Source organism: Fictibacillus arsenicus (genome assembly GCF_001999465.1).
In the GTDB taxonomy this organism is placed as follows: domain Bacteria; phylum Bacillota; class Bacilli; order Bacillales; family Fictibacillaceae; genus Fictibacillus; species Fictibacillus arsenicus.
Genome location: NZ_MQMF01000002.1, coordinates 906,625 through 929,477 on the forward strand (window position 1 = coordinate 906,625; position 22,853 = coordinate 929,477).

Sequence of the window (22,853 nt, forward strand, 5' to 3'; positions counted from 1 at the left end):
TTAATTTTATCAATATCAAAACGGAAAATCGTCCTCAATCTTGCTGTTATGGTCGGATTATTTTCAAAATAAAAGTCTGTTTTCGTAAACGTTTTTGTTATTGAAAGTGGTTGATTTCCGTTCCAGGTGCTCGCTTTCCGCGGGGCAGGAGTCTTACACCTTGCACTCCAATCAACTGTCACAGAAGAAAAAATGATGTTTGAAGCAACAATCATTTAGAAAAGAGCCATATAAAAAGAGAGTGGTACAAAGCCGCCCTCTTAAATGAATTATTATTTAGTTACAGCAATAGGTCCTCTTTTATTACGGTTCCCCTTAGCCATATATTGTAGAAGAATGACAGATGCGATAATGAACGACGTGATTCCAAAACCGATCACCATGTTGAAGAAGCCAATCGTATCCAGGAACAACCCTGTTAAAAGCATCAATGCCTGGAAGATAATATTATCGACCATCCCTTTGATGGAGAAGAACCTTCCATGATACTCAGATGGTACATCCGTTTGAAAAATCGTTGTAACAACCGGAAAAAGTGTTCCAGCAGCGAGACCAAACAGTCCGAATGACAGAACCGACATGACCGGATGATCTGCTAAGTACAAAGATATATGTGCGGTTGCGATGATAAAGGTAATCGCGAACATATATGAAAGCTTTGGATTATCACGGAAGAACTTCTTAGACAAAAACGTTCCGATGAATACACAAACTCCTTCTGTCGTATAAAGAATTCCTTTTATCCCTGGATTATCCTGAAAGTCACTGATTTCAATAACCATCAGATTAAATCCTGATAAAAATAAATAAGCAGGAAGCAATAAAAAGATTCCATAAACCACTTTCGGCTGCTTCTTCACGATCGGGTAAAGCTCAGCAAGCGTTCTGAAGAAGTTTTCCTTACGGCCGGTCCTATCTGTTTCTTTCGGCTTTTCTTCTACATTCAAAAAGAACGTTGAAATCAAAAGGATAACATAAGAAACTAGCGTTACCGTGTATACAGCAAATAGCGACATTCCAACGAGCATAACACCGCCGAGCGCTGTTCCCACGATCCGAGATGCCGTAAAAATATTCATGTTTACGCCATTTGCATCTAATAATTCCTCTTTTTTCACGATTAAAGGAAGCATTGTCTGCATCGCAGGCTGTGAAAAAGTGCCTGATATCCCAATTACGAGCGTATAGACAACCATCCACCAAACATTGTTATAAGCGATCGCTAGATACATAAAAAAGATAGCAGCGCATCTCGCAAACCCAGCATAAATAAGGATTTTCCTCTTATTGCTGCGGTCTATAATCCTGCCCGCCATCGGTGCAAGAAAGATTCCTACAAGAAATCCCGCTAAAATAATGAGAGCTTGCAAGAACGATGACTCTACATTCTTTTGCAAAAATTCAAGATTGCCGATAATTCCTACCCACAATCCAGTACTTGATACTGCCAGACCAAACATCAAGATTAAAAAATTCCGGTTTCTCCACATGATTACTTACCCCTCTCAGCCCCACCGAAACAGTTATGCAATACCTCTTTTAAAAGTACTCAACAAAGTTAAGTATTATTGTTTTAGTATACCAGTATTTTCAAAAATCAGCGTTAAAATTCTACTCATTTCTTTCCTCTTTTTATCCTCTGTTATAATGACTAAAGTAGAAGTTGGAAAGGGGTACGTTATGAAACAACTGATTCTTGCTGAAAAGCCGAGCGTGGCGCGTGATCTTGCCCGCGTGCTTGGCTGCAAGCAACAAAGTAAAAGCTATATTGAAGGACCAAAACACATTGTAACGTGGGCACTCGGACACCTTGTAGAACTAAAGATGCCAGAGGACTATGACAAACAGTATAAGCAATGGCGATTAGAGGATCTGCCGATCATACCGAAGCATATGGGATTGAAGATCATCCGTCAGGTTAGTCACCAGTTCCGGGCGATTGAACAGCTTGCCAAAAGAAAAGATTTAAGTGAGCTTGTTATTGCAACTGATGCAGGGCGTGAAGGTGAACTTGTCGCCCGCTGGATCATGGAAAAAGTAAGATGGCAAAAGCCCGTGAAGCGTCTTTGGATATCATCACAGACAGATAAAGCCATTCGTGATGGATTTAACCAATTAAAGCCGGGAAAACAATATGACAATCTGTATCAATCTGCTGTTTGCCGCTCTGAAGCAGACTGGCTGATCGGGCTTAACGTGACACGTGCACTCACTACCAAATACAATGATCCTCTTTCAGCAGGACGTGTTCAGACACCTACTCTTGCGATGATTTTAGAGAGAGAGCAAGAAATCAACTCCTTTCAGCCGAAAGACTTTTGGACAATCGATGCGACAATCGGCTTATTGAATGCATCTTGGGAACGAAACGGAGAAAAACGTCTATTTGACGAGAAAAAAGCAGCTGAAATCGCGAATAAAGTGAAGGAACAAACAGCAACTGTCGAGTCTCTTCAAAAGAAAGAAAAAACAGAAGCTCACCCGATGCCTTATGACCTGACAGAGCTGCAGCGAGACGCGAACCGCCGATTTGGTTTCTCAGCAAAGAAGACGTCTTCTGTCCTGCAGAAACTATATGAGCAATATAAACTGGTTACGTATCCAAGAACAGACTCGCGCTATTTAACCAAGGATATGGAAAACACGATGTACGACCGTCTTCAGGGAATGTCGGGTGGTTATCGTGAAGAAGTTCAGCCTCTTTTAAAACAAAAAGGGAATGTAGTTGCGAAGAAAGTCTTTAATGATGCAAAAGTTACCGAGCACCATGCTATTATCCCGACAGATGAACCGCTTCATCTCGGTGACCTCGATAATGACGAGCGTAAATTATATGATCTGATCGCGCGCCGATTCCTTGCCCTCTTTTATCCGGCTTATAAGTCAGAAACGTTAACGGCTACATTAAAAGTTGCGGGTGAATCATTTATCGCTAGAGAAACTTTAGTACTTGATGCAGGCTTTAAAGTTTTATCAGGAAAAGAAGAAGAATCTCCTAGAGCTCTAGCTAGTTTAAAAGAAGGTCAAACACTATCAGTAAAAGACATTAATCTGGAGAAAAAGCTAACTGAACCTCCAGCACGCTTTACGGAAGCTGACCTTTTGTCAAGAATGGAAAAATACAGCCTAGGAACACCAGCAACACGCGCTGATATTATTGAACGACTGCTTGGTTCAGAAGTTTTAGATCGTAAAAACAACAAGCTGCATCCTACTCCTAAAGGAAAACAGCTCATCGAACTTGTGAATGATGAGTTAAAATCACCCGAGCTTACAGCTAAGTGGGAGCTGGAACTTGAAGCGATCGCACGCGGTAAAGGCAACCCGAAAGAGTTTTTAGAGAATATTCGCAAGCAGACGAAGCAGCTCGTGATGGAAATCAAAACGAGCTCACAAGAATACCGTGCTCATAACTTAACAGGCTCAAAATGCCCTGAATGCGGCAAGCTTCTTAAAGAAGGACGTGACGGCAAAGTGCTCGTTTGTTCTGACCGTGAATGTTCATACCGCCGCCGTAAAGATCCGAAGCTGTCTAACCGGCGCTGTCCACAGTGCAAGAAAAAGATGGAGCTGCATAACGGAAAAGCAGGCACGTACTTCCAGTGCAAACCATGTAATGTCGTTGAAAAAGCAGATGAAATGAAAAAGAAAGTATCCAAACGCGAAGAACGGCAGCTCATGAAAAAATACAGTGCGAACAACAAAAAAGAAGACGAAGGTTTTGGCAACAGTTTAGCTGATGCTTTAAAAGCTGCTATGAAGGATAAAAACTAAGGTCTGGACATTGTTGCCTTTGAAAGTAGTTGATTTCCGCTCCAGGCTGCTCGCTTTCCACGGGGCGTGCGGTGAGCCTCCTGCCGCTTTGCGCCATTAGGAGTCTCCACCTGACCGCTCGTCCCGTAGGACAAGGAAGGCTTCAGCAGCGTTACATCGCACGAAGAAAATGTGATTTTCATTTTCGAGGAGTCGGCAACCTTGCGCTCCAATCAACTTGCAAATGATGAAAATAGAAAAAGCCAAAAGCAATATAATCCTTTAGAAAAAAGCATAAAAATATACAGAATGGCCGGCTAAATACAAATTTAGCCGGCCATTTTTATTGGAGTGAGAACTAATCTACGGTACACGTTCTTATATTTATTACACGTTCGCTCAAAAAGTTTGTTCTTCGCTCAGAAAACTCTGTATACGCTCAAAAACCCTCTATCTTCGCTCAAACTACATGCGGTTTCGCTCAGAATCTTTGTTTTTCGCTCAACATCGATCATAGACATGAAAAAATGACCAAGAAGAGCTGCCTCTTGGTCACTTTTAACATTAATGTACAAGTATTCCATTCTTTTTCATCTGCTTTTCATGCGCTTTTCCATGCGCACGATTGCGGTCTTCTTCTACTTCTGCTGATACCTTCACACCTGCTGGCACCACATTTGAACCCACTTGTTTCAACCCTGCTTGATCCTTTTGATACACAAAGGATGCCCGAGTTGATATATTCGCTCCAGGTGAGGTAACAAACGGCAATACCCGATAGTCTGTACGCCACTCTTCTGGTGTTACCGTACAGCGAACATATCCACGGTAATCATTAAAAAACTTGATGTGTGGATTTAATCCTAAAATCTTATCTGTATCGGCACGCTTATCGGCTCCATTACCACCAGAAGTGATAGAAGTGCCGACGAATTCCGCACCGATCACTTTTGAAGCAGGATCATTATAGTCTGCTTTCAAATCACACGCCCAGCTCGCATGGACATCCCCTGTTAAAACGATGATGTTATTCAAATCTTTAGATTGCACAAAATCTGTGATACGCTGGCGAGAAGCTGTATAGCCGTCCCATGCATCCATACTGTATCGCGGAGCAGTACTTGTCCCATAGTTGCGCTGTGCAAAAAAGACTTGCTGTGCGAGAATGTTCCAATGTGTTTTTGAGTTACCTAGATTAGTAAGCAGCCAATCTTCCTGTTCCTGACCAGTCAGGGTTCTGTTTGGATCCATTGATTCCTCTGACGGCGGTTTGCTTCCGTCACCGTTCGCCTGATCATCACGATATTGACGCGTGTCCATAACATTGAACGATGCTAAATTTCCGTACGTGAAATCACGATACAATAACATATCCGACCCATGAGGCAATGAAGATCGTCTTAGCGGCATGTGTTCGTAATAGGCTTGATAGGCAGCTGCACGGCGTTTCACGAATGCTTCTGCAGACTGTCCTTTTTCGGGAATCATATTTGCATAGTTGTTTTCCACTTCATGATCATCCCATGTCACCACCCAAGGAAAAGCAGCATGAGCAGCTTTTAGGTTAGCATCTGAGCGGTATTGTGCATGGCGGTTACGGTAGTCTTCTAGTGTGATAATTTCGGGACCGCTATGTGCGCGAACATTTCCTGTTGGAGACACATATTCATTTGGTCCATATTCGTAAATATAATCACCGAGGTGAATGACAAGATCTAGCTCTTCCTCAGCCATGTGCTGGTATGCCGTGTAAAACCCATGTTCATATTGCTGACACGATGCAAATGCAAATGTCATGCTAGAAACTTCTGCCCCTTTTTCAGGCAGAGTCTTCGTCTTACCGATCGGACTGTTTTCGTTCCCACTTTTAAAACGATAATAATAAACTTTATTCGGCTGTAATCCTTCTACTTCTACATGAACAGAATGAGCAAGATTCGGCTGTGCTAATTCTGTTCCATGTTGAATGATCTTTGTGAAATTTTCGTCTTTTGCAATCTCCCATTTCACTGGAACTGCCTGATCTGGCATTCCTCCGCCATTCAGCGGATCTGGTGCAAGTCTTGTCCAGAGCACAACACTGTCAGATAAAGGATCACCAGAGGCAACTCCTAGTGTGAATGGATAGTTTCTGAACCTTGGTGCTGCATTCACTTCAAACGCACCGATGGATTGTGCAATCGTCAATCCTAACGAGAGACCTGCAATTTTCCCTGCACCTGCTAAAAATTTTCGGCGGTCTAGCTTTTTCTTTTCCAAGCTGTCTTCTGTCAGCTTCTTAATCCATTCATCCATTGGTCTTTCATCTTTCATGATGTTTCCCCTTTCAAAATGAATTTTTCAAACAACACTCATTATATAGATGGTTTGTTAAGAAACTATTTCCTTTGTAAACCGTATAAAAATGTGAAAAGAAAACAGCTAGGCCATTCTTATCACTTTTTTATAAGACGAAGTGAAAATCAATTGGTTGAAAAAGAAATCCCAGTGAAAGATAAAAAAGCATTCCCACTTTCGGCTTATTTTTTTTAACAATTCCTTTAAACTAAAAAAAGAGATATTATCTAAATGAAATTGATATAATTAGTCATAATCATTCAAAGGAACAGGTGGTCCATGATGGCTTTTAATCGAAGAAAAAAAAGAAAGGAACAGTACCAGCATTACACGTGGTTTGATTTCTTATGTGATGTATTGTTCTTTGTTCCAGAGTTGCTGATTGGAATGATTCGATTACTTGGAAGAGGCATCTGGAGAATATTTGACGGCATATAAAAAGAACCGAATCTCAATAGACATTCGGTTCTTCCTTTTTATTCATTAATTTCATCGCGCCATTGTTGTTTCCACGGCAGAGCAAGTAGGCAAAGTGCATGTTGATGTTGGCAATACAGCCTGCAAAGTCCCTTACGCGCCTGAATATATTGAAAAAGCGATAGCCCGAGGCAAACTTGGCCAAAAAAAGAAAACCACCATCTGTTAGGAAAAAAAATAAAGCTGGATTAACCGCACTATGGTTACACCAGCTTAATATATATCTACATTTTTTTTAATGTGACAGCTACAGTCGTACCTTGACCAGGAATACTTTCCACTTTTAAGCTGCCTTGGTGTTCAGTAATAATCTTATTACTGATCGTAAGACCGAGACCGATACCCTTTTCTTTATTCGTAAAGAACGGAACACCAATCGTTTTTAGGCGTTCCTCTTCAATACCGACTCCAGTGTCTGCAAAGATAAGTTTAACAGCTCCATCCTTCTCCTCTTCAATACTGATCGTTAAAACTCCGCCACTGCTCATCGCTTCAATCGCGTTTTTTATGATATTTATAAACACTTGTTTAATTTGATTCTTTTCACACGATACAAACAAAGTCTTCTCTTTGAATAAAAGACGGATCTCAACATTGTGCAAATTGGCTTCTGTTGCCAGAGACATTACTGTATCCTGAAGGAGCTGAACAAGGTTTACTTCTTTCGCCATTTGAAGAGCATCTGGTTTTGCCAGAGCCATAAACTCATTAACGATATGCTCAATTCGGTTCAATTCCTCATAAATGACTTCATGATAGAAATTTTGTTTTTCCTTATCAATCTCATTTTGTTTTAATAAACTGAATAGTCCTTTTATTGAAGTGAGGGGATTACGGATTTCGTGAGCTACACCTGCTGCAAGTTCACCTAACACGGCCAGTTTTTCACTGTTGCGTATATATTCTTCAGCCCTTTTCTTTTCCGTTATATCTCTGGAGATAAACACGATGCCTTCAACTGTTCCGTTTTCCGAAAGCATGGGCATCCCTTTACCTTCAAGGAGGATTTCCTTCCCATTTGCATGTATTTTCCGATATATAAGCGGCTGTGGATCCCCTGAAGCAGCAAGCATTTCTATATACTTTTGCACAGTGACATGATCTTCACAATGAATAAACTTAAATGCGTCTAGTCCAAGTAAAGTTTTCGGATCGATGCCTAATATATCCTGATAGGAAAGAGATGCAAACATATACTTACCTTCAGAATCAATTAAACAGATTAAATCATTGCTATGTTCAAGGATAATTCGGTGAGTATGTTCACTCATTTTCAAAGCATATTCCGCTTCTTTCCGTTTTGTAATATCTCTTGTAGCCACAACAGCATAACGGACGGAATTCTCTTCATTAACTGGCGTTCCCTGTGATTCGAGCCAAATATATGAGCCGTCTTTTTTCAGATATCGGTATTCTACAGTCAGAGGAGTTTGTTCAGTAATCATTCTCATAAACTCAGAAATCAAGTAAGAACGGTCTTCTGTGTGTACTAAGTTAAAAGGTGTAGTTCCGATCGCTTCTGTTTGTGAATAACCCGTAACCCATTCATACGAAGGTGTCAGATAAGTGAATACTCCTCTGTCATTGACCAGGCCAATGATATCGATCATATTCTCTGTAATCAGGTTTAAGTAATCTAAAGCTTCTTTCTTCTCAAGCTTTTGCTTCGTGATATCCCTGATGATGATTTGTGTAGCATCTGATGAAAACATGAGCGGGAATCCAATCACTTCTAAGAAAATACGGTTTCCTTTTTGAGTAATCCATGTCTGTTCACTAGGCATAGCTACAACGCCACTTTTACAAGACTGAATTCTTTCTTCGACTAAACCATGTATTTCTGACGGGAGATAGTCCCAGATTGGCTTACCGATGATGTCTTCTTCTGCTTCTAAAATCTTTCTTGCTGCGGGGTTTACATAAATCCACTTACGGTCTTCCTGGATTAGAAAAGGAGTCTTAGAATGCTCAAATTTCTTTGCATATCTATTAATTTGGCTGACTAGTACGTCTTCTGCTGGATGACCATCTGGAATCTTCATATTCACCCTCCATCGCAAAACGTCTTTTCCAAGAGACGTTTATTTAATTAATTAAATTATAAGCATATGTTCTTTTATAAATAAAGATTTTTTTACATTATTATCCTTATTGTTGAAAACATTACAATACGTAAAGAGTGGAGGAATTAACTAAGTACTTGCGGGGTGTTAAGTTTCTCTTCATATAGAATTTTACTCTGCAGAAAGGAAAGTTAGCAAGTCTTATTGTGGTTCTTCTGTCTGTGCTAGATTTGGAAACCATAAGGATATGTTCTTGTTTATAGTAGAGCATGCTGATAACCACTGCAGTTTTGTGAGGATATTGAAAGATATCGATATCTACTAAATCACCTCCTGAAATCACTCGAAAAAAGCGGTAACGCGGGGAACTTTTCACCCTCTTCAACACCTTTATATTTTTTCCAACTGAATACCTTGCATTTAAAAGTTTTATGAAATAAATTATAAAATCTGCTATTAATTTGTCGATAAATTCTGTCAATTTTAGTCGATTTCCTGGGAAATTAGTTGTGTTATTTGTAATATTTTCGACAAAAAGAAAAAAGACGGGAAATGCCGTCTTTTATTAATTTTTATTTGGCGGCTTTTCATTGTCAGGTGAGGTTTGCCCGCCTGCTCCAGATGAGTCCCTATCCTCTTTTATTGGAGGATTCTTACGTTCTTTATCTGATGAATGGTGAGACACAGAAATAACTTGGAACCCTGTGCCATACAGCTGCTCGTTAAGTTTTGATTCTACTTCTCGACCTTCATGCAATACTCTTTCATCATATTCAAGCTCGACAGTAATTGATTTCATTGTGTATCTCCTCCTTTTATACATTCGTACCCGACTCAAAAATTTATAAACAAAAAGACCAGTCAATTCTGACTGATCTTTAAAGGTTAAGCTTCTTTTTCAATTAGTGTATTTTCTGCATCCTCAACTGCCGCATCGCTTTCTTGATCCACTTCTCTTTTAGAGATTTCAATTTTCTTAACTTGATGTCCATCGATTTCAATCACTTTGAAATCATAGCCTTCATATATGATGACTTGCTGTTCTTGGATCTCGGAATTCTGAGACAGCACCCATCCGCCAATCGTGTCCAGTTCACTATCGTCTATTTCGAGTCCGTAAATATCATTAACTTCTGATATCAGCACTTTCCCGTCAAAATGTTTCACGTTCGGGCTAATAGCTTGAATCATAGGAGATTCATCTTCGTCAAACTCATCTCGAATTTCACCGACAAGTTCTTCCAAAATATCTTCAATGGTTACGATACCAGCTGTACCTCCGTATTCATCAACAAGGACAGCCATATGAAAACCTTTTTTCTGAAGCTTTAACAATGTTTCTTTTATAGGTGTATTTTCAAAAACGCTAAGGGTTGGTCTTATATAATGTTCGAGAGGATATTCCTTTCCTTTAATCAGATCAAAGAATAATTCTTTTGCATTGACCATACCGAGCACATTATCTTTATCTTCACCCACAACTGGGTAACGTGTATATTTTTCTTCAGCAATGATGTCGATGTTTTCCTGCATGGTATTATCCAGATACATACAAACCATCTCTGTACGAGGGACCATAATCTCTTTTGCAGTTCTGTCATCAAATTCAAATACTTTTTCTACATAGCTGAATTCAGACTTGTTGATTTCACCACTTTTGTAGCTCTCACTCAAAATTAAACGGAGCTCTTCTTCGGTATGTGCCATGTCATGTTCTGAAGCTGGCTTTAAGCCAAACATTCTCACTAGAAGCTGTGCACTTCCATTTAAGAACCAAATGAATGGATACATCACTCTGTAGAAACCAATCAAAGCAGGTGATAGCATCAAGCTAATTGATTCAGCTTTTTGAATCGCTACAGTTTTTGGTGCTAATTCACCAAGAACCACATGCAGAAAAGTAATAGATGAAAAGGCAATAGCAAATGACAGAGTATGAACAACTGCCGTGCTTAATTCCATTCTTTCAAAAACCGGACCGAGTATAGCTTCTACAGTTGGTTCACCTAACCAACCAAGTCCTAAAGCTGTGATTGTAATTCCCAGCTGACACGCTGAAAGTGACCCATCTAGGTTCTCAATGACCTTCTGGGCGGCAATCGCACGCTTGTTACCTTCTTCTGCTAGCTGATCGATCCGTGATTTTCGGATTTTTACGATCGCAAACTCTGCAGCTACGAAAAAAGCTGTTAGTAGAATTAATACGGCTACTGCAAATAATTTCAATAAGGTCAAACTGTCCAAAAAGACTCCTTATACCCCAATGGCTCTGGAATATAAGTTGTCACCTCCTAGGGTTTATAAATTTTATTTATTTAGAAAAGTATATCATAAAATACAAGAACTGACTGAAAAAACGACTTTCCATTTCTTACAGCTAATATTTTTAAAATAAATTAGTGGTCAAATTTTCTTTTCTTTTTCTAAAATGTTATATTTACGTTGATTTCTATGATTGAAAGGTGAACTTAAAAATGGATTTAAAAGAACTATTGATCTACACCTTTTTCGGTATGGTTCAAGGTTTCACTGAACCTATTCCTGTATCTTCAAGCGGCCATCTTGTAATTGTTCAATACTTTATGGGTATTGAAGTAAAGGATTTAAACTTTGAAGTGCTGGTTAACTTCGCTTCTCTTCTGGCTGTTCTGCTTGTTTATAAAAATGACCTATACGAGCTTATTAAGAATACGTTCGCTTATTTATCCACTAGAAAAGAGGAATATAAATCTGATTTTATGTTCTCTGTCTATTTAGTTCTTGCGACTATTCCTGTTGCAGTTCTTGGAATTCTTTTTGAAGAAATGATTGGAGAGCATTTAAAAGGAATCCAGCAAGTTGGCTTTGCCCTCCTTGCTACAGCCGTTGCATTATATCTGATCAGAAACTTGAAGGGATATAAAGGAGACAAGCGCCTGACTGTAAAGGATGCCGTTGTCGTTGGATTCGCACAAGCTGTAGCGCTGATTCCAGGAATTAGCCGCTCAGGTGCAACGATTGTAGCATGTATGGCGCTCGGCATGAAACAAGATACAGCTCTTCGTTTTTCTTTCTTCTTATATATACCTGTAAGCCTGGGAACTTTTTTATTGTCTATAGGAGACATCGCAGGATCATCTAACTTCAGTGAGATGGCATTGCCTTATGCAGGTGCATTTATTGCATCTCTCATCTTTTCCTATTTTTCACTGAAATGGTTCATGGGGATTATGAAACGCGGCAACCTTGGTTATTTCGCTTTATATTGTCTTGTGGCTGGATTGTTTATTGTGTTTTATTTCTAAAAATAGGGGCTGTCCCAAATTTTTTATTTTTCCAAAATAAAAAATAAAGATAATAGTGAGTTTTTTAAAATAGCAGTAAATAAATAGTGTATGACTGCAAAATTTTTATCATTTTGAGTCAGCCTCTTTTTGTTATTCTCCAGCCAATTCTACGGTATCCAGATTGATCTCTCTCTTAAGTACCATTTTGTTTTCTTTTTCATTATAGAAGTAGACTTTCATTTGATTATCCTCTACCTGCTCCGCATCACCGCTAAATAAACCAAAATACCCATTTCCAAGCGGAACAAGGTTTTTATGAAATTCACTTCTTTGGTAATGCATATCGTCGTAATTGTGATCAACCGTTACATTGCTCCCGTCTGTAAAGAAAAGCATTATAATCGCAATAACGATTAATGTGATCCGAATCCTGCGCAGCTCATCACTAAAGTCAGAATACATAATTTTTCCCTCTTTTCTTTGCACCCTTTTAATTTTACCATAAAAAGGAATATTGGATTAATATATGACTTTAAAAAATTTGATTCCTTTGATGGAAGACTTATCCATTTAGAAGTGTTATTCTGATTATTGGAAAATAAACACCAGATAAGAAAGGATGCTGACTTCAAGTGGATTTTATTTTGGACAATAAATGGGCGTTTCTTATTCTAGCGGAAGTCATTTTCTGGGTATCTACTCTTTCGTTTTTGATCGTAAGGTACTGGTTTAATCTGAAAAGTCTGAGCATCGCCTTCTTTGTATTATTTATAGTAAACGATTTATGGATTGCCACAATGGGTTATTTTGATTATATGAGGACCGGTGAGTTTTCTGCTTATCAAATCATTATTTTAATCGTCATCGCGTATGCATTTCTTTACGGAAAAAGTGATTTTCAAAAACTTGATATATTTATACAGCGAAAAGTGGCAAAATGGCGAGGGCTGCCAGAACCCAAATTAAGGAATATTAAAACACTTTATGGGACAGAGCATGCAAAACAAGAAAGAAGAAATTTTTATGGGCACTTATTCATCTTCTCAGCGGTCCAAGTGTTGTTCTTTTTTATGTTTGGTTTATCCGATGTTGTCTCCTCTATTCAACTCGATACCCTGTTTGAAGATTGGTTTGATCAGAATGAAACAACTTTGTTCTATAAAAATGATACAGCCAATAACGTTACCCGTATTTGGGCTCTCATTCTTGCGATCGATTTCTTCTTTTCTTTGTCGTACACCATTTTTCCTAAAAAAGAAAAACAACTTACACGTTCAGTATAAAATGCTGTTTCCAGTTATGGTAACCGGTTATGTTATCCTTTTAAGTTATGTAAATACAAAAATAGTTAAATAAAATAAAAGACGGGGCTGCCAAAAAAGTAAAATAAACTTACTTTTGGAACCCCGTCATTTTTTATGTTATTCAGATTTAGGCATTTCTTTAGAAGATGTTTTAACTCTCTCATTCCCCATCATCAAAATAACAATGGCTGAGATGGCAATCGGAATAAGTGCATACGTGAAAACAGTACTGATTGAACCAGACACTGAAGCAGTTATGCTTTCAAGAACTTCATCTGGTATTTTAGATCTCTCTTCGGGTTGGAATACCTTTTGAGGATCTATGCTGCTGAATGTTCCTTTCGCTGCTTCCCCCTGCCCCTGCAGGTTCTCACTTAATTTTTCATAGAAAGCCCTGTTCTGAAGTGCTCCAAAAATGGTTACACCTATCGTCATCCCTAAAGAACGAAGAAATGCGTTTGTTGAGTTGGCAGATCCTCGGTGACGAAACTCCATTCCATTAATCGTTGCTGTCGGCAACAATGAAAATGAAAAGCCCATACCAAATCCAACTAATATCATAAATAAGGTAAGCATCAATCTTGTAGTATCAGGTGTTATTCCACTAAGCAGATACATCCCTGTGAAATAAGCAATGACAGAAACAATCATAAGATTTCGGAAGGTTGTCTTGGTCTGGAATATACCACCCACCATGCTTCCCGCTACAGAACCCAGCATCATTGGCGTAAGGATCATTCCAGCACTCGTTGCTGACCCGCCATACACTGCTTGAACAAAAATCGGAATAAATACAGCCAAAATGATAAATGTGCCGCCATATAAAAAGCCTAAAATTTGAGATGTTGCAAAAAGACGTCTTTTAAACATCCAAAATGATATGATCGGCTCGGTAGCTTTTTGTTCCACCGCAAAGAAAACGATAAAAAGGACGGTAAAGATCGTGAACAAAGCGACGATTGGCGTAGAGTCCCATGCGTATGCCTTCCCGCCTAGTTCAAGGGCAAACATTAAACTCACGACTGCTAAAACAAGAGTGATGGCACCCCACCAGTCAATTTGTTGTTCACGGTGTTCAAGGGTTTCACTATAATACCGGTAAATGAGATAAAAGGATGCTGCCCCAATCGGAACATTAATATAAAATACCCAATGCCAGCTGATAGCGTCCGTAATGAACGCTCCTAGCAAAGGACCAAGGACACTCGACGTACCAAATACAGCTCCGAGAAGCCCTGTCATCTTTCCCCTTTTCTCAGGTGGAAAGATGTCAAAAACAATGGTAAAAGCGATCGGCATTAGTGCCCCGCCGCCAATTCCCTGAATGGCACGAAACGCAATCAGCTGTTCCATACTTTGTGCCAGTCCGCAGAGCATTGAGCCCATGAGGAATACCACTAGTCCGAAAATAAAGAACCGCTTTCTTCCATACATGTCTGAAAGTTTGCCATAGATCGGCATTCCTGCCATAACAGCAACCATATAAGATCCTGTAACCCAAACAAATTTATCAAAGCCCCCAAGGTCTGCAACAATCGTCCCCATCGCGGTAGCAACGATCGTGTTGTCCATGGCAGCCATTAATATACCAAGCAATAAACCAGCAACAACTAATTTAATATTGCTTTCCTTATGTACCATCTTGCCATCTCCTAAATTATCCTTAATAAGCTTAAGTATACATGAGGGACTGACCCCCAACAATTTATTTCCCACTCTCATTTTAAGTTTTTGCTTAGGGTGTTTCCTTCATTTCACACCCATTTTGACAAGAGTTTTATTTTTCCAGCCATACCATCCATACATTTCAGACAATTATTTCTCTATAAACAGCAAGTGTGACTTGGCAGTTAATATGCTTTATACTAGAACTATGTTATAAAGGGTGGGATTTTGGATGGCTCAACATGTATTTCATTTAAAAGCACATTGGCCTGGCGGTCGGAATGACACTGGCTCAATTGCAACGAGGAATCTTAAAACGATTGTTTCGATTCCGCCAGAAATGGACGGTCCTGGAATTGGAACAAACCCAGACGAAATGCTATTAGGAGCAGCTGCAACTTGCTATATCATCACACTTGCTGCCATGATAGAGCGAAGCAAGGTGGATAAAATAGATTTAACGATGGAATCAGAAGGATTTGTTGACGTTACAAATGGTATGATCACTTACGAAAAGATCATCCACCGCCCAATCGTCACGATCAAACATGAGCAGCAAAAAAACATTTCGACACTTTTGCATAAACTCGCCATAAAAGCCGAACATTCGTGTATGATTTCAAGAGCATTGAAAGGTAATGTCGAAGTAGACACGATTTTGACGATAAAAACACAGTGAATTACCGAGAATAAGTCTTGCGTTACCTGTACTTTCCAAATTTATTATGATACCATAAAAGTTAACGAAGGAAAATATTTTATTATTTGGGTTCTTAGGTGATCCCCCATAATAGGAAGGGGACGATGTATCATGAACCAACAAGATGTAAAATCCATACTGTTAAACTTGCAGAACAAACAATATATTGAATCTGATATTACACATACCTTTAGTGAAAACAACAATGCCGTTTTTTCTGTTAAGTACTCCAAGAGCGAGAATACTTTCGAAGTTATTCAGATTGAGACTAACTCCCTAGAGAAGTTTACAGACGTAGAATCTGCCGTTCATTCGATCAGCACAATGATTATCAAATAGAGAAAAAGTTGATTCTTCTTTTTTATTAAAAGAGGTTACCATGATTCATGGCAGCCTCTTTTTTGTTTGTCTTTTTAATTAGCGTAAAATCCAGTCATTCCCGTCTATCCTGTTAAAATGATATTTTATAGAAGTCATCACATAAACAATAGCTCCTTGTTCTCCATTTTCCGTTGTCACTTTAACTGTGATTCGCTCATACAGATTATTGGTACCATTCTCTTCATAACCTTCAAGCTTATCGAGTTCTTTTAGCTGTTCAGATGTAACTCTATAAAGCTCACCTCTCACAGGTATTTTACTGCTCTCACATACTAAGGCCGGATAGCCCCATCCTGTATCATAAAGCTGTCCTTCAATCGTACAATTCTCGCCTAAACACTCCGCTTCGTTCAGATAATAGGAATATTTCTCACCTTTTCGCAAAGTACCATAAACAAATACAAGATGACTGTTCATTTTATAGGACCCTCCTTGTTTATCATCTATACCCTTAGACCATTTCGTTAAGAATACCCCCCTACATACAAAAACCTCAAACACATTCCATGTTCAAGGTTTCATCACACAATATTCTATTTAGGCTCTAAAATTGTCTGTTGTGTGGGAATCCCGCCAATCGGTACAGTTCGTTCAAAAAATTCATAAAGCTTCCCATCCACTAGGAACTTCCGGCCGCCTTTATAGACAGCTTGCTTTCCTTCTTTCTTTAATTCTACCTCGATGGCTTCCGCATACTCTTTCAAATCAATATAGCGATTATCCAATGTTAGGGTAATGGTTCCCTTTTTATATCCCAGCAGCCAATTCAGAAAGAAGAGCGCAAATAGAAACGCTATAAGAGTGTACAATAGCAACATTATGACAGTCTCTCCTCTCTTAGAAACAACAATTTCTATTTCACATCAATAATGTGTTCGTTCCTCTTTTTACGGCCGCCTCTTGCTGCATCAACAAACAATACAAGCGCAGTAACGATATGCATGATCATTCCGAGTATCGGTACAAAGCCAACAACTGATGTGATTAATCCTAGGACACTTCCGTAAAATCTTTCTTTTTGCACCATACAAATAATCAATGTAACCAAGTGGAGAACAAACATAAACTGAAGCGGTGCCCATCCAGAACCTAAAATGATAAGTCCTCCTAAGAATGGAATTCCAAGAAATGCTTCAATACCGCCAGTTACCCATTTCAAAAGTCTCGATATACCCATGAGACAACCTCCTCAATAATTTCTATCCTATATTACGATTCATAAACGAAAAAGTTTCCAGTTTCAAAATTTTAGCAGTTCCTTTAAAAGCAGCCATTCCGCTCATTGTTCCTGTGGTGTTTAAGATTAGGTCATCTACATCGAAAGAGCGATATCCCATCTTTAATTGGCACAGCTCCATAAGAAGTGAAACCAAAAAACCAATCATAGTGCCTTTCCAAATTTTCATTTTGGAAAACCTCAATAATAAAGCAAAACCAAATGGCAAAAATAAAAGAATATTACCGCCTAAATTACGAATTGGAACCATGTAGTAAAAGTGATTAAGAGAATCAACGATACTCTTAAAAGGTATTACATTATGGGACCTTTCCAATCCAGTCACAACATGTTGATAGGGATTAAAAAAAGGAAAAGGAAACACGGTTACTAAATAAATTAGCATAAAACCAAAAGGTATAGCAGCAGTCATTATTTCTCTTTTCATTGAAAACTCTCTTCTCCATATAAAGATGACTGCCCTAACGAAAATCCAAAACAATATAAAAAGCACCATTATTATAAGTAATTCGTTCACATTATCCACTACCCTGTTTTCTTTTCATCGTAACAAAAAACCCCCAATAATTGGAGGTTTTTGTAAAAACTCTATTTCTTAGTTTTACTTGCCGCTTCTATAAAGGTTGTGATGATCGCCATCATGTTTTTGTTTTCATGTCTTAATTCTTCTGGATGCCATTGTGTCCCAAGCAAGAATGTAGCTTCTTTGTCTTCAAGCTCAAGAGCTTCAATTATGCCATCTGCAGCTCTTGCCGCCACGCGTAAACCTTTACCTACTTCTCCGATCGCCTGGTGATGGAAGCTGTTAACTGCTACTTCCTTCTCGCCAACGATATTATAAAGTTTACTATTCTCATCGATCGTCACAGTGTGAGAGGGCTCAGTTCTCGTTGCAGATGATTGGAAGTGGTTGATGGCGTCTTCGTATTCACTTACGACATCTTGAACAATCGTTCCGCCATAAGAGACATTCAATAAGTGATACCCTCGGCACATCGCCAAAATCGCTCTTTCATTTTCGCGTGCTTTTTTTACTAACTCAATTTCAAAATCATCACGATGCTTATTTACTTTTTTCACTTGTGGATGAGGCTCTTCTCCATAAGTGATGGAACTGATATCCTCACCGCCTGTGAAAATGATTCCGTCACACAATTTAGCATAATAATCCGCTTCCTCAGGTTTTCCCATCGGAATTACGACAGGAATTCCTCCAGCATCTCTGACTGTTTCTGCAAATTTATTATAAACAACGATGGTATCAACATTTTCATTTTGTGTTTCAATTGTATTTATAGACATTACAGTACTTGTAAGTCCTATCAATGGTTTATTACTCATGGTTATACTTCCTCTCAATTTGTTGTACTTCCTCAAATGTATCCCTTTTGACCGGTTACTAAACACCCATTATTTATCATTCCAATAGCTGGCGTGAAATTATTCCCTCAAATGATAATTATGAACTATGTTTCCTTATTCTATGTTTTTAAGCTGCAAAAGAAAAACAGCTCACCCGCGTGAGCTGTTTCTGTTTGTTCTTAACAGTACCCATTATTGCATGGGAGTCTGCTGTTTATTTGCTGAATATACTAATTCAATGTCACCATTCTCTTTCACACTTTTGACGATATACGTTTTCTCAACACCTTGTTCAGTATTGTGAAAAGTTATCTTATCGCCCTCTTCAAAATCTGATGTTCCAGTGTTCCAGATCTTCTCGTCATCCGGTTTTCTCATAACCTTCACCTCTCGATATCCGATTAACAGCTTCAAAAATATGCAAGACAGTACCCTTTCCCCTATTTTCCCTTATCAATGAGAAAATAATCACAAAAAATTACATATAAGTCTTACGATGCATATTCTCTCGGTATTGAGAATCCAGTGAAGACCTCAATTTATCACTGGGTTTATTCCGGCTCAATATCGGAACAGTATGTGGTGAAGCTTAAACTCTCTCACCAACCGGTTTTGACAAGAATTTATGGACACCTCTCATATTTTTAGTACGAAGAAACATGAATCATGTAAAATTTGGGTGCCTTATGGTAATACTTCTACTAAGGCTATTAAATACCTTTAAAAATATTTAAATTCATTAACTATTTACAAAAGATATATTTATTAAACCGTCAGCAGATCCAATTCTTTAGCTACAAATTCCATTAATTCCGCTATCGTTGTTGATGAAAAGTCAAATTTGACTCCAGCTGCCTCATATACTTCAGGCAAGGATTTGGAGCTTCCCAGCTTCAGTGCCTCTATATACTTCTCAATTGTTTCTTCTGGATTATCTTTGTATTGTTTATACAATTGAAGTGCTCCCAGCTGAGCAATTGCATATTCGATAAAGTAAAATGGAACCTCAAAAATATGAAGGATTTTCAGCCAGTTCTTCTCTTTCCAATCCTCATACCCTTCCCATTGAACAATGGTAGCATCGTATCGTTCCTTAATCTCGCCAAACTTTTTGTTTCGTTCTTTCCAAGAATGATTTGGATTTTTATATAGCCAATGCTGAAATTGATCAACGACCATGATATACGGAAGAAGCATAACCGCTGATTTTAAATGCTCCTTTTTAGCACGCTTAAACTCTTCTCCCGTTTTATAAAATTCATTCCAGCGATCCGCTGTTATCAGCTCCATACTCATACTGGCAAGTTCAGCTGACTCCATCGGTATTTGCTTGTTTGCATAAACTTCTTGATCTCTTTTTAGCATGTCATGTATACCATGACCCATTTCATGCATGAATACGATCAAATCATTGTCTGTATTTGAAATGTTCATAAAAATAAAAGAAAGTCCTGTTTCCGGCAAAGATTCACAAAAACCGCCTTGTGTTTTACCCTTTCTGCTCGTTAAATCCAGAAGCCCCTTGTCATTCATCTCATGAACAAGCGAACCAAAAGAAGGGTGCAGTTCACTTAAGACTTTAGCAGATTTACTTATCAATTCTTCTGCGGAATCTACGGGTTTCAAAGGTTTTTTCCCTGCAGAAACACCTGTAACATCCCAAGGTCTATACACCTCAACATCTAGTTCTTTCTTATGCTCCTTTTCCAATTGCAAAGTAAGGGGCAAAACATGTTCACGGATAGATTCAGCGAGCTGATGGCAATTCTCAGGTGTGTAATCAAATCGGTTATACTTCTTAAACATATAATCTGTAAAGCTCGGAAGTCCAGCGTTCTCTGCCTTTTTTACTCGAAGCTGGATCAGTTCATCCAAAATCTTCTGTACCTTTTCTTCTTCCTTTAAAATTGGTGTATAGATCGCTTCCCAAGCTTTTTGCCTCGTATTCCGATCAGGATCACTTGCGTGTGCGTAAAGTTCGCTTAACGTTACTTCTTCACCTTCCCAGTTTGAGGTCAAGCTTCCGGCAATTTCGAAATACTGATTGACTAGCGCATCTTCCTGCTTTTCAATCTCAAGGTTTGCTTCCTGAAAAAGGGCAAACTGCACGCGTAGCTTCTTTTTAAATTCACCATATTCACTGTCTGGAAGATCGCTTAAGAAAGGTGATTCCAACAGCTTCTCATCTAGTAAGGATTGATACTTTTTGTAAAGCGGCTTTATATGCTGCTGATCGAATTCATACTTCCTTTTGTTCTCCTCATCATCACTCTGACATTGAAAGGCGATGTAATGCTTCATCATTTTTTCTTCAACTTGTTCGTAGAGTCTTTTTTGATCCGATAAAAAAGTATTTAAATCTTCAGCAGAACCGATCTGCATGTTTAAAAGACTATCAAGCTCTGCCCTTAACCTTTCTACATTTAACTCGTTCAACGTAATCCCTCCCAAGTCATTCTATCTATCACTTTATCACAGAGCAGGTAAAATATGTAATCATGAAATCTAAAGAAAAGCTAACTCTTTAGCATTATTCCTGCCTTTATGAGTTAGCTTTTAATCGTTAATCCAAATACCATGATAAGATCCCGTATTCTATTAAGGTTATTTCATATTGAAAATCAATTTTCTTATCGTTCTTGAAATCTTCAAACTCCTGCACAATGTAACTTCCATCCATGTTATAAATCATATACAAGTCTTTATCAGCTACTGTAAAAGCGGGTATTTCTTCAGGAGAAATCGCAAGTTTTACGGTATGTTTATCATCTTTATTAACGATGTTTAAAACAGCTTTTGGAATAGAGCTACCTTTTTTCTCATTATCACTGCATGAGCGAATTACAAAAATAACCACAATGATTGTTATGATCACATAAATGAGTTTTCTCACTCATTACACCGTTGTTTTTGCTGATGCATATTGTTTCTTCATATAATCTATAAGTACGTCTTTTATCATGATATCTTTCCCGAGTTCGATCAGTTTGTTTCCAATAACACTCGGATAACCACAGACCTCTTCATACAGAAGTGGCGTCCCCGTCCCGATTTTATACGTTTTTGTAAAATCGATCACATCTCCGTTCACACGTATGTCCGAAACACCTTCCGCCTCCACGGTCCAGCTTATTCCTGTAAACTGAAGCTTTCCAATTGGAATCCCATGCGGCCGAAAACCGCCTCCGTAAACGCGTTTGTTCGTCACATCCTCGATATAAGTTTCTTTGTTGAGACCCTCAATCTGTTTCCCAGTCAGCTCCATGATGATTGGCGTATGCATGCTTTTACAGACGTCCAACACACTTCTCTTCGTTATCTTTCCGCGGCTTAGGCCCTCAGTAAATCCTCCGCCGTACATGATTCCGATCTCTGTTCCCCAATATTCTTTTAAACTATCAGCTGTCATCCTAACAAGCTGTTCATGTGAAATGTCACACGCTGATTCTGAAAGAACTTCCGATAAGAACTGTTCTGCTTGCAGTCTCCCATTCTTCAGCACTTCTTCTAATTCAGCATCCTGTTCATCTTCCAAACTCATTTCTGTTAATCTGCCATCATGTCCGGTTACTTTTTTAGTATCAAGATCCACCGTGATCGTTAATTCTCCAACATACTGACCGTAACACCCTGCTTGTACGATGATTACATCAGAAATCGCCTCTGGCACTGGTAAGACATTATGCGTGTGGGCACCGACAATTACATCTACTAATCCAGATAGTTCGTTAGCTAGTTTTCGGTCAGCTTCGAGTCCTAAATGAGAAAGAAACACAATCAGGTGTGCTCCTTCATTTCTAAGATGGGCCACTTCATTTTTTATTTCTGTTAGTGTGTCGCGGTTTTTAAATCCATGCTTTACTTCATAAAGATCTTCAAAAAGATCAGTCGCACCAAACAAGCCGATTTTTAAATGTAGACCAGCTTCCAGTATCAATGACTTTTTTGTGCCGCCAATTTGTGAACCATCTGCTTCTTCAAGGTTAAGCAGCAGCCATGGCACTTTTGAATCGAGGCTTAATTGCCGGATCTTTTCTTTTGGCAGACGAAGAAGCTCGTTATTGCCAACCGACATCGCGTCATAGCCCGCAGCTGATATCATATCGAGATGGATGTACCCATTTGTTGCAAGACACTCATTCATGCTCATGTCCATATGATCACCGCCGTCCACGACGATGACGTTTTGATTTTGACTCAATAGTTCGTGCTTTCTTTTCTTAATAAAAGCGGATTGTCTTGAAGCTAGGTCATAATGTCCGTGCAAATCATTGGTGTGAAGAATCGTCACTATTTCTTTCATAAAAC

Annotated in this window: 22 protein-coding genes; 6 read left to right on the forward strand and 16 right to left on the reverse strand. The window is 38.8% G+C overall.

The genetic code is table 11. From position 1 onward, the window contains the following. Window positions 1-272: 272 nt before the first annotated feature. Complete coding sequence (locus tag UN64_RS11860; RefSeq protein ID WP_077362922.1) at window positions 273-1,490, reverse strand: MFS transporter; 1,218 nt, start codon at window positions 1,488-1,490, stop codon at window positions 273-275. A gap of 190 nt (window positions 1,491-1,680) precedes the next feature. Here UN64_RS11860 and UN64_RS11865 point away from each other — a divergent pair, with 190 nt between their 5' ends. Further along, complete coding sequence (locus UN64_RS11865; protein WP_077362924.1) at window positions 1,681-3,774, forward strand: DNA topoisomerase III; 2,094 nt, start codon at window positions 1,681-1,683, stop codon at window positions 3,772-3,774. A 543-nt stretch (window positions 3,775-4,317) separates the two neighbouring features. On the opposite strand, the gene UN64_RS11870 is transcribed toward UN64_RS11865, so the two are convergent. After that, the gene (locus tag UN64_RS11870; RefSeq protein ID WP_077362926.1) at window positions 4,318-6,066 is read right to left on the reverse strand and encodes an alkaline phosphatase D family protein; all 1,749 of its coding nucleotides are present in this window, start codon (window positions 6,064-6,066) and stop codon (window positions 4,318-4,320) included. A 306-nt stretch (window positions 6,067-6,372) separates the two neighbouring features. On the opposite strand from UN64_RS11870, the gene UN64_RS20935 reads away from it, so the two are divergent. After that, a complete protein-coding gene (locus tag UN64_RS20935; RefSeq protein ID WP_171978824.1) occupies window positions 6,373-6,528 on the forward strand; it encodes a hypothetical protein in 156 nt (51 codons plus the stop codon). 263 nt (window positions 6,529-6,791) lie between these two features. Here UN64_RS20935 and UN64_RS11880 read toward each other — a convergent pair whose 3' ends face one another. From UN64_RS11880 to UN64_RS11895, 3 genes are all read right to left on the reverse strand, one after another. Continuing rightward, the gene (locus tag UN64_RS11880; protein ID WP_077362928.1) at window positions 6,792-8,609 is read right to left on the reverse strand and encodes a PAS domain S-box protein; all 1,818 of its coding nucleotides are present in this window, start codon (window positions 8,607-8,609) and stop codon (window positions 6,792-6,794) included. Window positions 8,610-9,195: 586 nt separating this feature from the next. Further along, a complete protein-coding gene (locus UN64_RS11890; RefSeq protein ID WP_077362932.1) occupies window positions 9,196-9,429 on the reverse strand; it encodes a hypothetical protein in 234 nt (77 codons plus the stop codon). An 86-nt stretch (window positions 9,430-9,515) separates the two neighbouring features. Then, entirely contained in the window at window positions 9,516-10,865 is a 1,350-nt protein-coding gene (locus UN64_RS11895) for a hemolysin family protein (RefSeq protein ID WP_077363756.1), read from the reverse strand. A gap of 239 nt (window positions 10,866-11,104) precedes the next feature. Here UN64_RS11895 and UN64_RS11900 point away from each other — a divergent pair, with 239 nt between their 5' ends. Continuing rightward, window positions 11,105-11,914 carry an undecaprenyl-diphosphate phosphatase gene (locus UN64_RS11900; protein ID WP_077362934.1) on the forward strand — a complete coding sequence of 270 codons (810 nt, stop codon included), beginning with the start codon at window positions 11,105-11,107 and terminating at the stop codon, window positions 11,912-11,914. A gap of 132 nt (window positions 11,915-12,046) precedes the next feature. Here UN64_RS11900 and UN64_RS11905 read toward each other — a convergent pair whose 3' ends face one another. Next, complete coding sequence (locus UN64_RS11905; protein WP_077362936.1) at window positions 12,047-12,358, reverse strand: hypothetical protein; 312 nt, start codon at window positions 12,356-12,358, stop codon at window positions 12,047-12,049. A gap of 170 nt (window positions 12,359-12,528) precedes the next feature. Here UN64_RS11905 and UN64_RS11910 point away from each other — a divergent pair, with 170 nt between their 5' ends. Then, window positions 12,529-13,179, forward strand: a complete 651-nt coding sequence (locus UN64_RS11910; protein ID WP_077362938.1) for a hypothetical protein — start codon at window positions 12,529-12,531, stop codon at window positions 13,177-13,179. 138 nt (window positions 13,180-13,317) lie between these two features. Here the strand turns inward: UN64_RS11910 and UN64_RS11915 are convergent, their stop codons facing one another. Next, window positions 13,318-14,841 (reverse strand): MDR family MFS transporter, encoded by a 1,524-nt coding sequence (locus UN64_RS11915; RefSeq protein WP_077362940.1) that lies wholly within the window; start codon window positions 14,839-14,841, stop codon window positions 13,318-13,320. Window positions 14,842-15,097: 256 nt separating this feature from the next. On the opposite strand from UN64_RS11915, the gene UN64_RS11920 reads away from it, so the two are divergent. Together UN64_RS11920 and UN64_RS11925 are read left to right on the forward strand one after the other, a co-directional pair. Further along, window positions 15,098-15,544 (forward strand): OsmC family protein, encoded by a 447-nt coding sequence (locus UN64_RS11920; RefSeq protein WP_077362942.1) that lies wholly within the window; start codon window positions 15,098-15,100, stop codon window positions 15,542-15,544. Window positions 15,545-15,676: 132 nt separating this feature from the next. Beyond that, entirely contained in the window at window positions 15,677-15,904 is a 228-nt protein-coding gene (locus tag UN64_RS11925) for a hypothetical protein (protein ID WP_077362944.1), read from the forward strand. A gap of 78 nt (window positions 15,905-15,982) precedes the next feature. Here UN64_RS11925 and UN64_RS11930 read toward each other — a convergent pair whose 3' ends face one another. From UN64_RS11930 to UN64_RS11970, 9 genes are all read right to left on the reverse strand, one after another. Continuing rightward, window positions 15,983-16,363 (reverse strand): gamma-glutamylcyclotransferase family protein, encoded by a 381-nt coding sequence (locus UN64_RS11930; RefSeq protein ID WP_077362946.1) that lies wholly within the window; start codon window positions 16,361-16,363, stop codon window positions 15,983-15,985. Window positions 16,364-16,479: 116 nt separating this feature from the next. After that, a complete protein-coding gene (locus UN64_RS11935) occupies window positions 16,480-16,764 on the reverse strand; it encodes a hypothetical protein (RefSeq protein WP_171978884.1) in 285 nt (94 codons plus the stop codon). A 35-nt stretch (window positions 16,765-16,799) separates the two neighbouring features. Then, entirely contained in the window at window positions 16,800-17,123 is a 324-nt protein-coding gene (locus UN64_RS11940; protein WP_077362950.1) for a hypothetical protein, read from the reverse strand. 22 nt (window positions 17,124-17,145) lie between these two features. After that, window positions 17,146-17,610, reverse strand: coding sequence for a VanZ family protein (locus UN64_RS11945; protein ID WP_171978885.1), 465 nt, complete (start codon window positions 17,608-17,610; stop codon window positions 17,146-17,148). A 161-nt stretch (window positions 17,611-17,771) separates the two neighbouring features. Continuing rightward, the gene (locus UN64_RS11950) at window positions 17,772-18,524 is read right to left on the reverse strand and encodes a gamma-glutamyl-gamma-aminobutyrate hydrolase family protein (protein WP_077362954.1); all 753 of its coding nucleotides are present in this window, start codon (window positions 18,522-18,524) and stop codon (window positions 17,772-17,774) included. A gap of 213 nt (window positions 18,525-18,737) precedes the next feature. Then, entirely contained in the window at window positions 18,738-18,923 is a 186-nt protein-coding gene (locus UN64_RS11955; protein WP_077362956.1) for a hypothetical protein, read from the reverse strand. 387 nt (window positions 18,924-19,310) lie between these two features. Then, entirely contained in the window at window positions 19,311-20,987 is a 1,677-nt protein-coding gene (locus UN64_RS11960; protein WP_281249444.1) for a M3 family oligoendopeptidase, read from the reverse strand. Window positions 20,988-21,108: 121 nt separating this feature from the next. Next, window positions 21,109-21,438, reverse strand: a complete 330-nt coding sequence (locus UN64_RS11965; RefSeq protein ID WP_077362958.1) for a hypothetical protein — start codon at window positions 21,436-21,438, stop codon at window positions 21,109-21,111. A gap of 3 nt (window positions 21,439-21,441) precedes the next feature. Then, window positions 21,442-22,848: a bifunctional metallophosphatase/5'-nucleotidase gene (locus UN64_RS11970; protein WP_077362960.1), complete on the reverse strand. Its 1,407-nt coding sequence runs from the start codon at window positions 22,846-22,848 to the stop codon at window positions 21,442-21,444. Window positions 22,849-22,853: the final 5 nt, after the last annotated feature.

Bases quoted from the DNA above. Each gene is read 5' to 3' on its own strand.
- UN64_RS11860 (WP_077362922.1), bottom strand. From the start codon at position 1,490: ATGTGGAGAAACCGGAATTTTTTAATCTTGATGTTTGGTCTGGCAGTA.
- UN64_RS11865 (WP_077362924.1), top strand. From the start codon at position 1,681: ATGAAACAACTGATTCTTGCTGAAAAGCCGAGCGTGGCGCGTGATCTT.
- UN64_RS11870 (WP_077362926.1), bottom strand. From the start codon at position 6,066: ATGAAAGATGAAAGACCAATGGATGAATGGATTAAGAAGCTGACAGAA.
- UN64_RS20935 (WP_171978824.1), top strand. From the start codon at position 6,373: ATGGCTTTTAATCGAAGAAAAAAAAGAAAGGAACAGTACCAGCATTAC.
- UN64_RS11880 (WP_077362928.1), bottom strand. From the start codon at position 8,609: ATGAAGATTCCAGATGGTCATCCAGCAGAAGACGTACTAGTCAGCCAA.
- UN64_RS11890 (WP_077362932.1), bottom strand. From the start codon at position 9,429: ATGAAATCAATTACTGTCGAGCTTGAATATGATGAAAGAGTATTGCAT.
- UN64_RS11900 (WP_077362934.1), top strand. From the start codon at position 11,105: ATGGATTTAAAAGAACTATTGATCTACACCTTTTTCGGTATGGTTCAA.
- UN64_RS11905 (WP_077362936.1), bottom strand. From the start codon at position 12,358: ATGTATTCTGACTTTAGTGATGAGCTGCGCAGGATTCGGATCACATTA.
- UN64_RS11915 (WP_077362940.1), bottom strand. From the start codon at position 14,841: ATGGTACATAAGGAAAGCAATATTAAATTAGTTGTTGCTGGTTTATTG.
- UN64_RS11920 (WP_077362942.1), top strand. From the start codon at position 15,098: ATGGCTCAACATGTATTTCATTTAAAAGCACATTGGCCTGGCGGTCGG.
- UN64_RS11925 (WP_077362944.1), top strand. From the start codon at position 15,677: ATGAACCAACAAGATGTAAAATCCATACTGTTAAACTTGCAGAACAAA.
- UN64_RS11930 (WP_077362946.1), bottom strand. From the start codon at position 16,363: ATGAACAGTCATCTTGTATTTGTTTATGGTACTTTGCGAAAAGGTGAG.
- UN64_RS11935 (WP_171978884.1), bottom strand. From the start codon at position 16,764: ATGTTGCTATTGTACACTCTTATAGCGTTTCTATTTGCGCTCTTCTTT.
- UN64_RS11940 (WP_077362950.1), bottom strand. From the start codon at position 17,123: ATGGGTATATCGAGACTTTTGAAATGGGTAACTGGCGGTATTGAAGCA.
- UN64_RS11945 (WP_171978885.1), bottom strand. From the start codon at position 17,610: ATGAAAAGAGAAATAATGACTGCTGCTATACCTTTTGGTTTTATGCTA.
- UN64_RS11950 (WP_077362954.1), bottom strand. From the start codon at position 18,524: ATGAGTAATAAACCATTGATAGGACTTACAAGTACTGTAATGTCTATA.
- UN64_RS11955 (WP_077362956.1), bottom strand. From the start codon at position 18,923: ATGAGAAAACCGGATGACGAGAAGATCTGGAACACTGGAACATCAGAT.
- UN64_RS11970 (WP_077362960.1), bottom strand. From the start codon at position 22,848: ATGAAAGAAATAGTGACGATTCTTCACACCAATGATTTGCACGGACAT.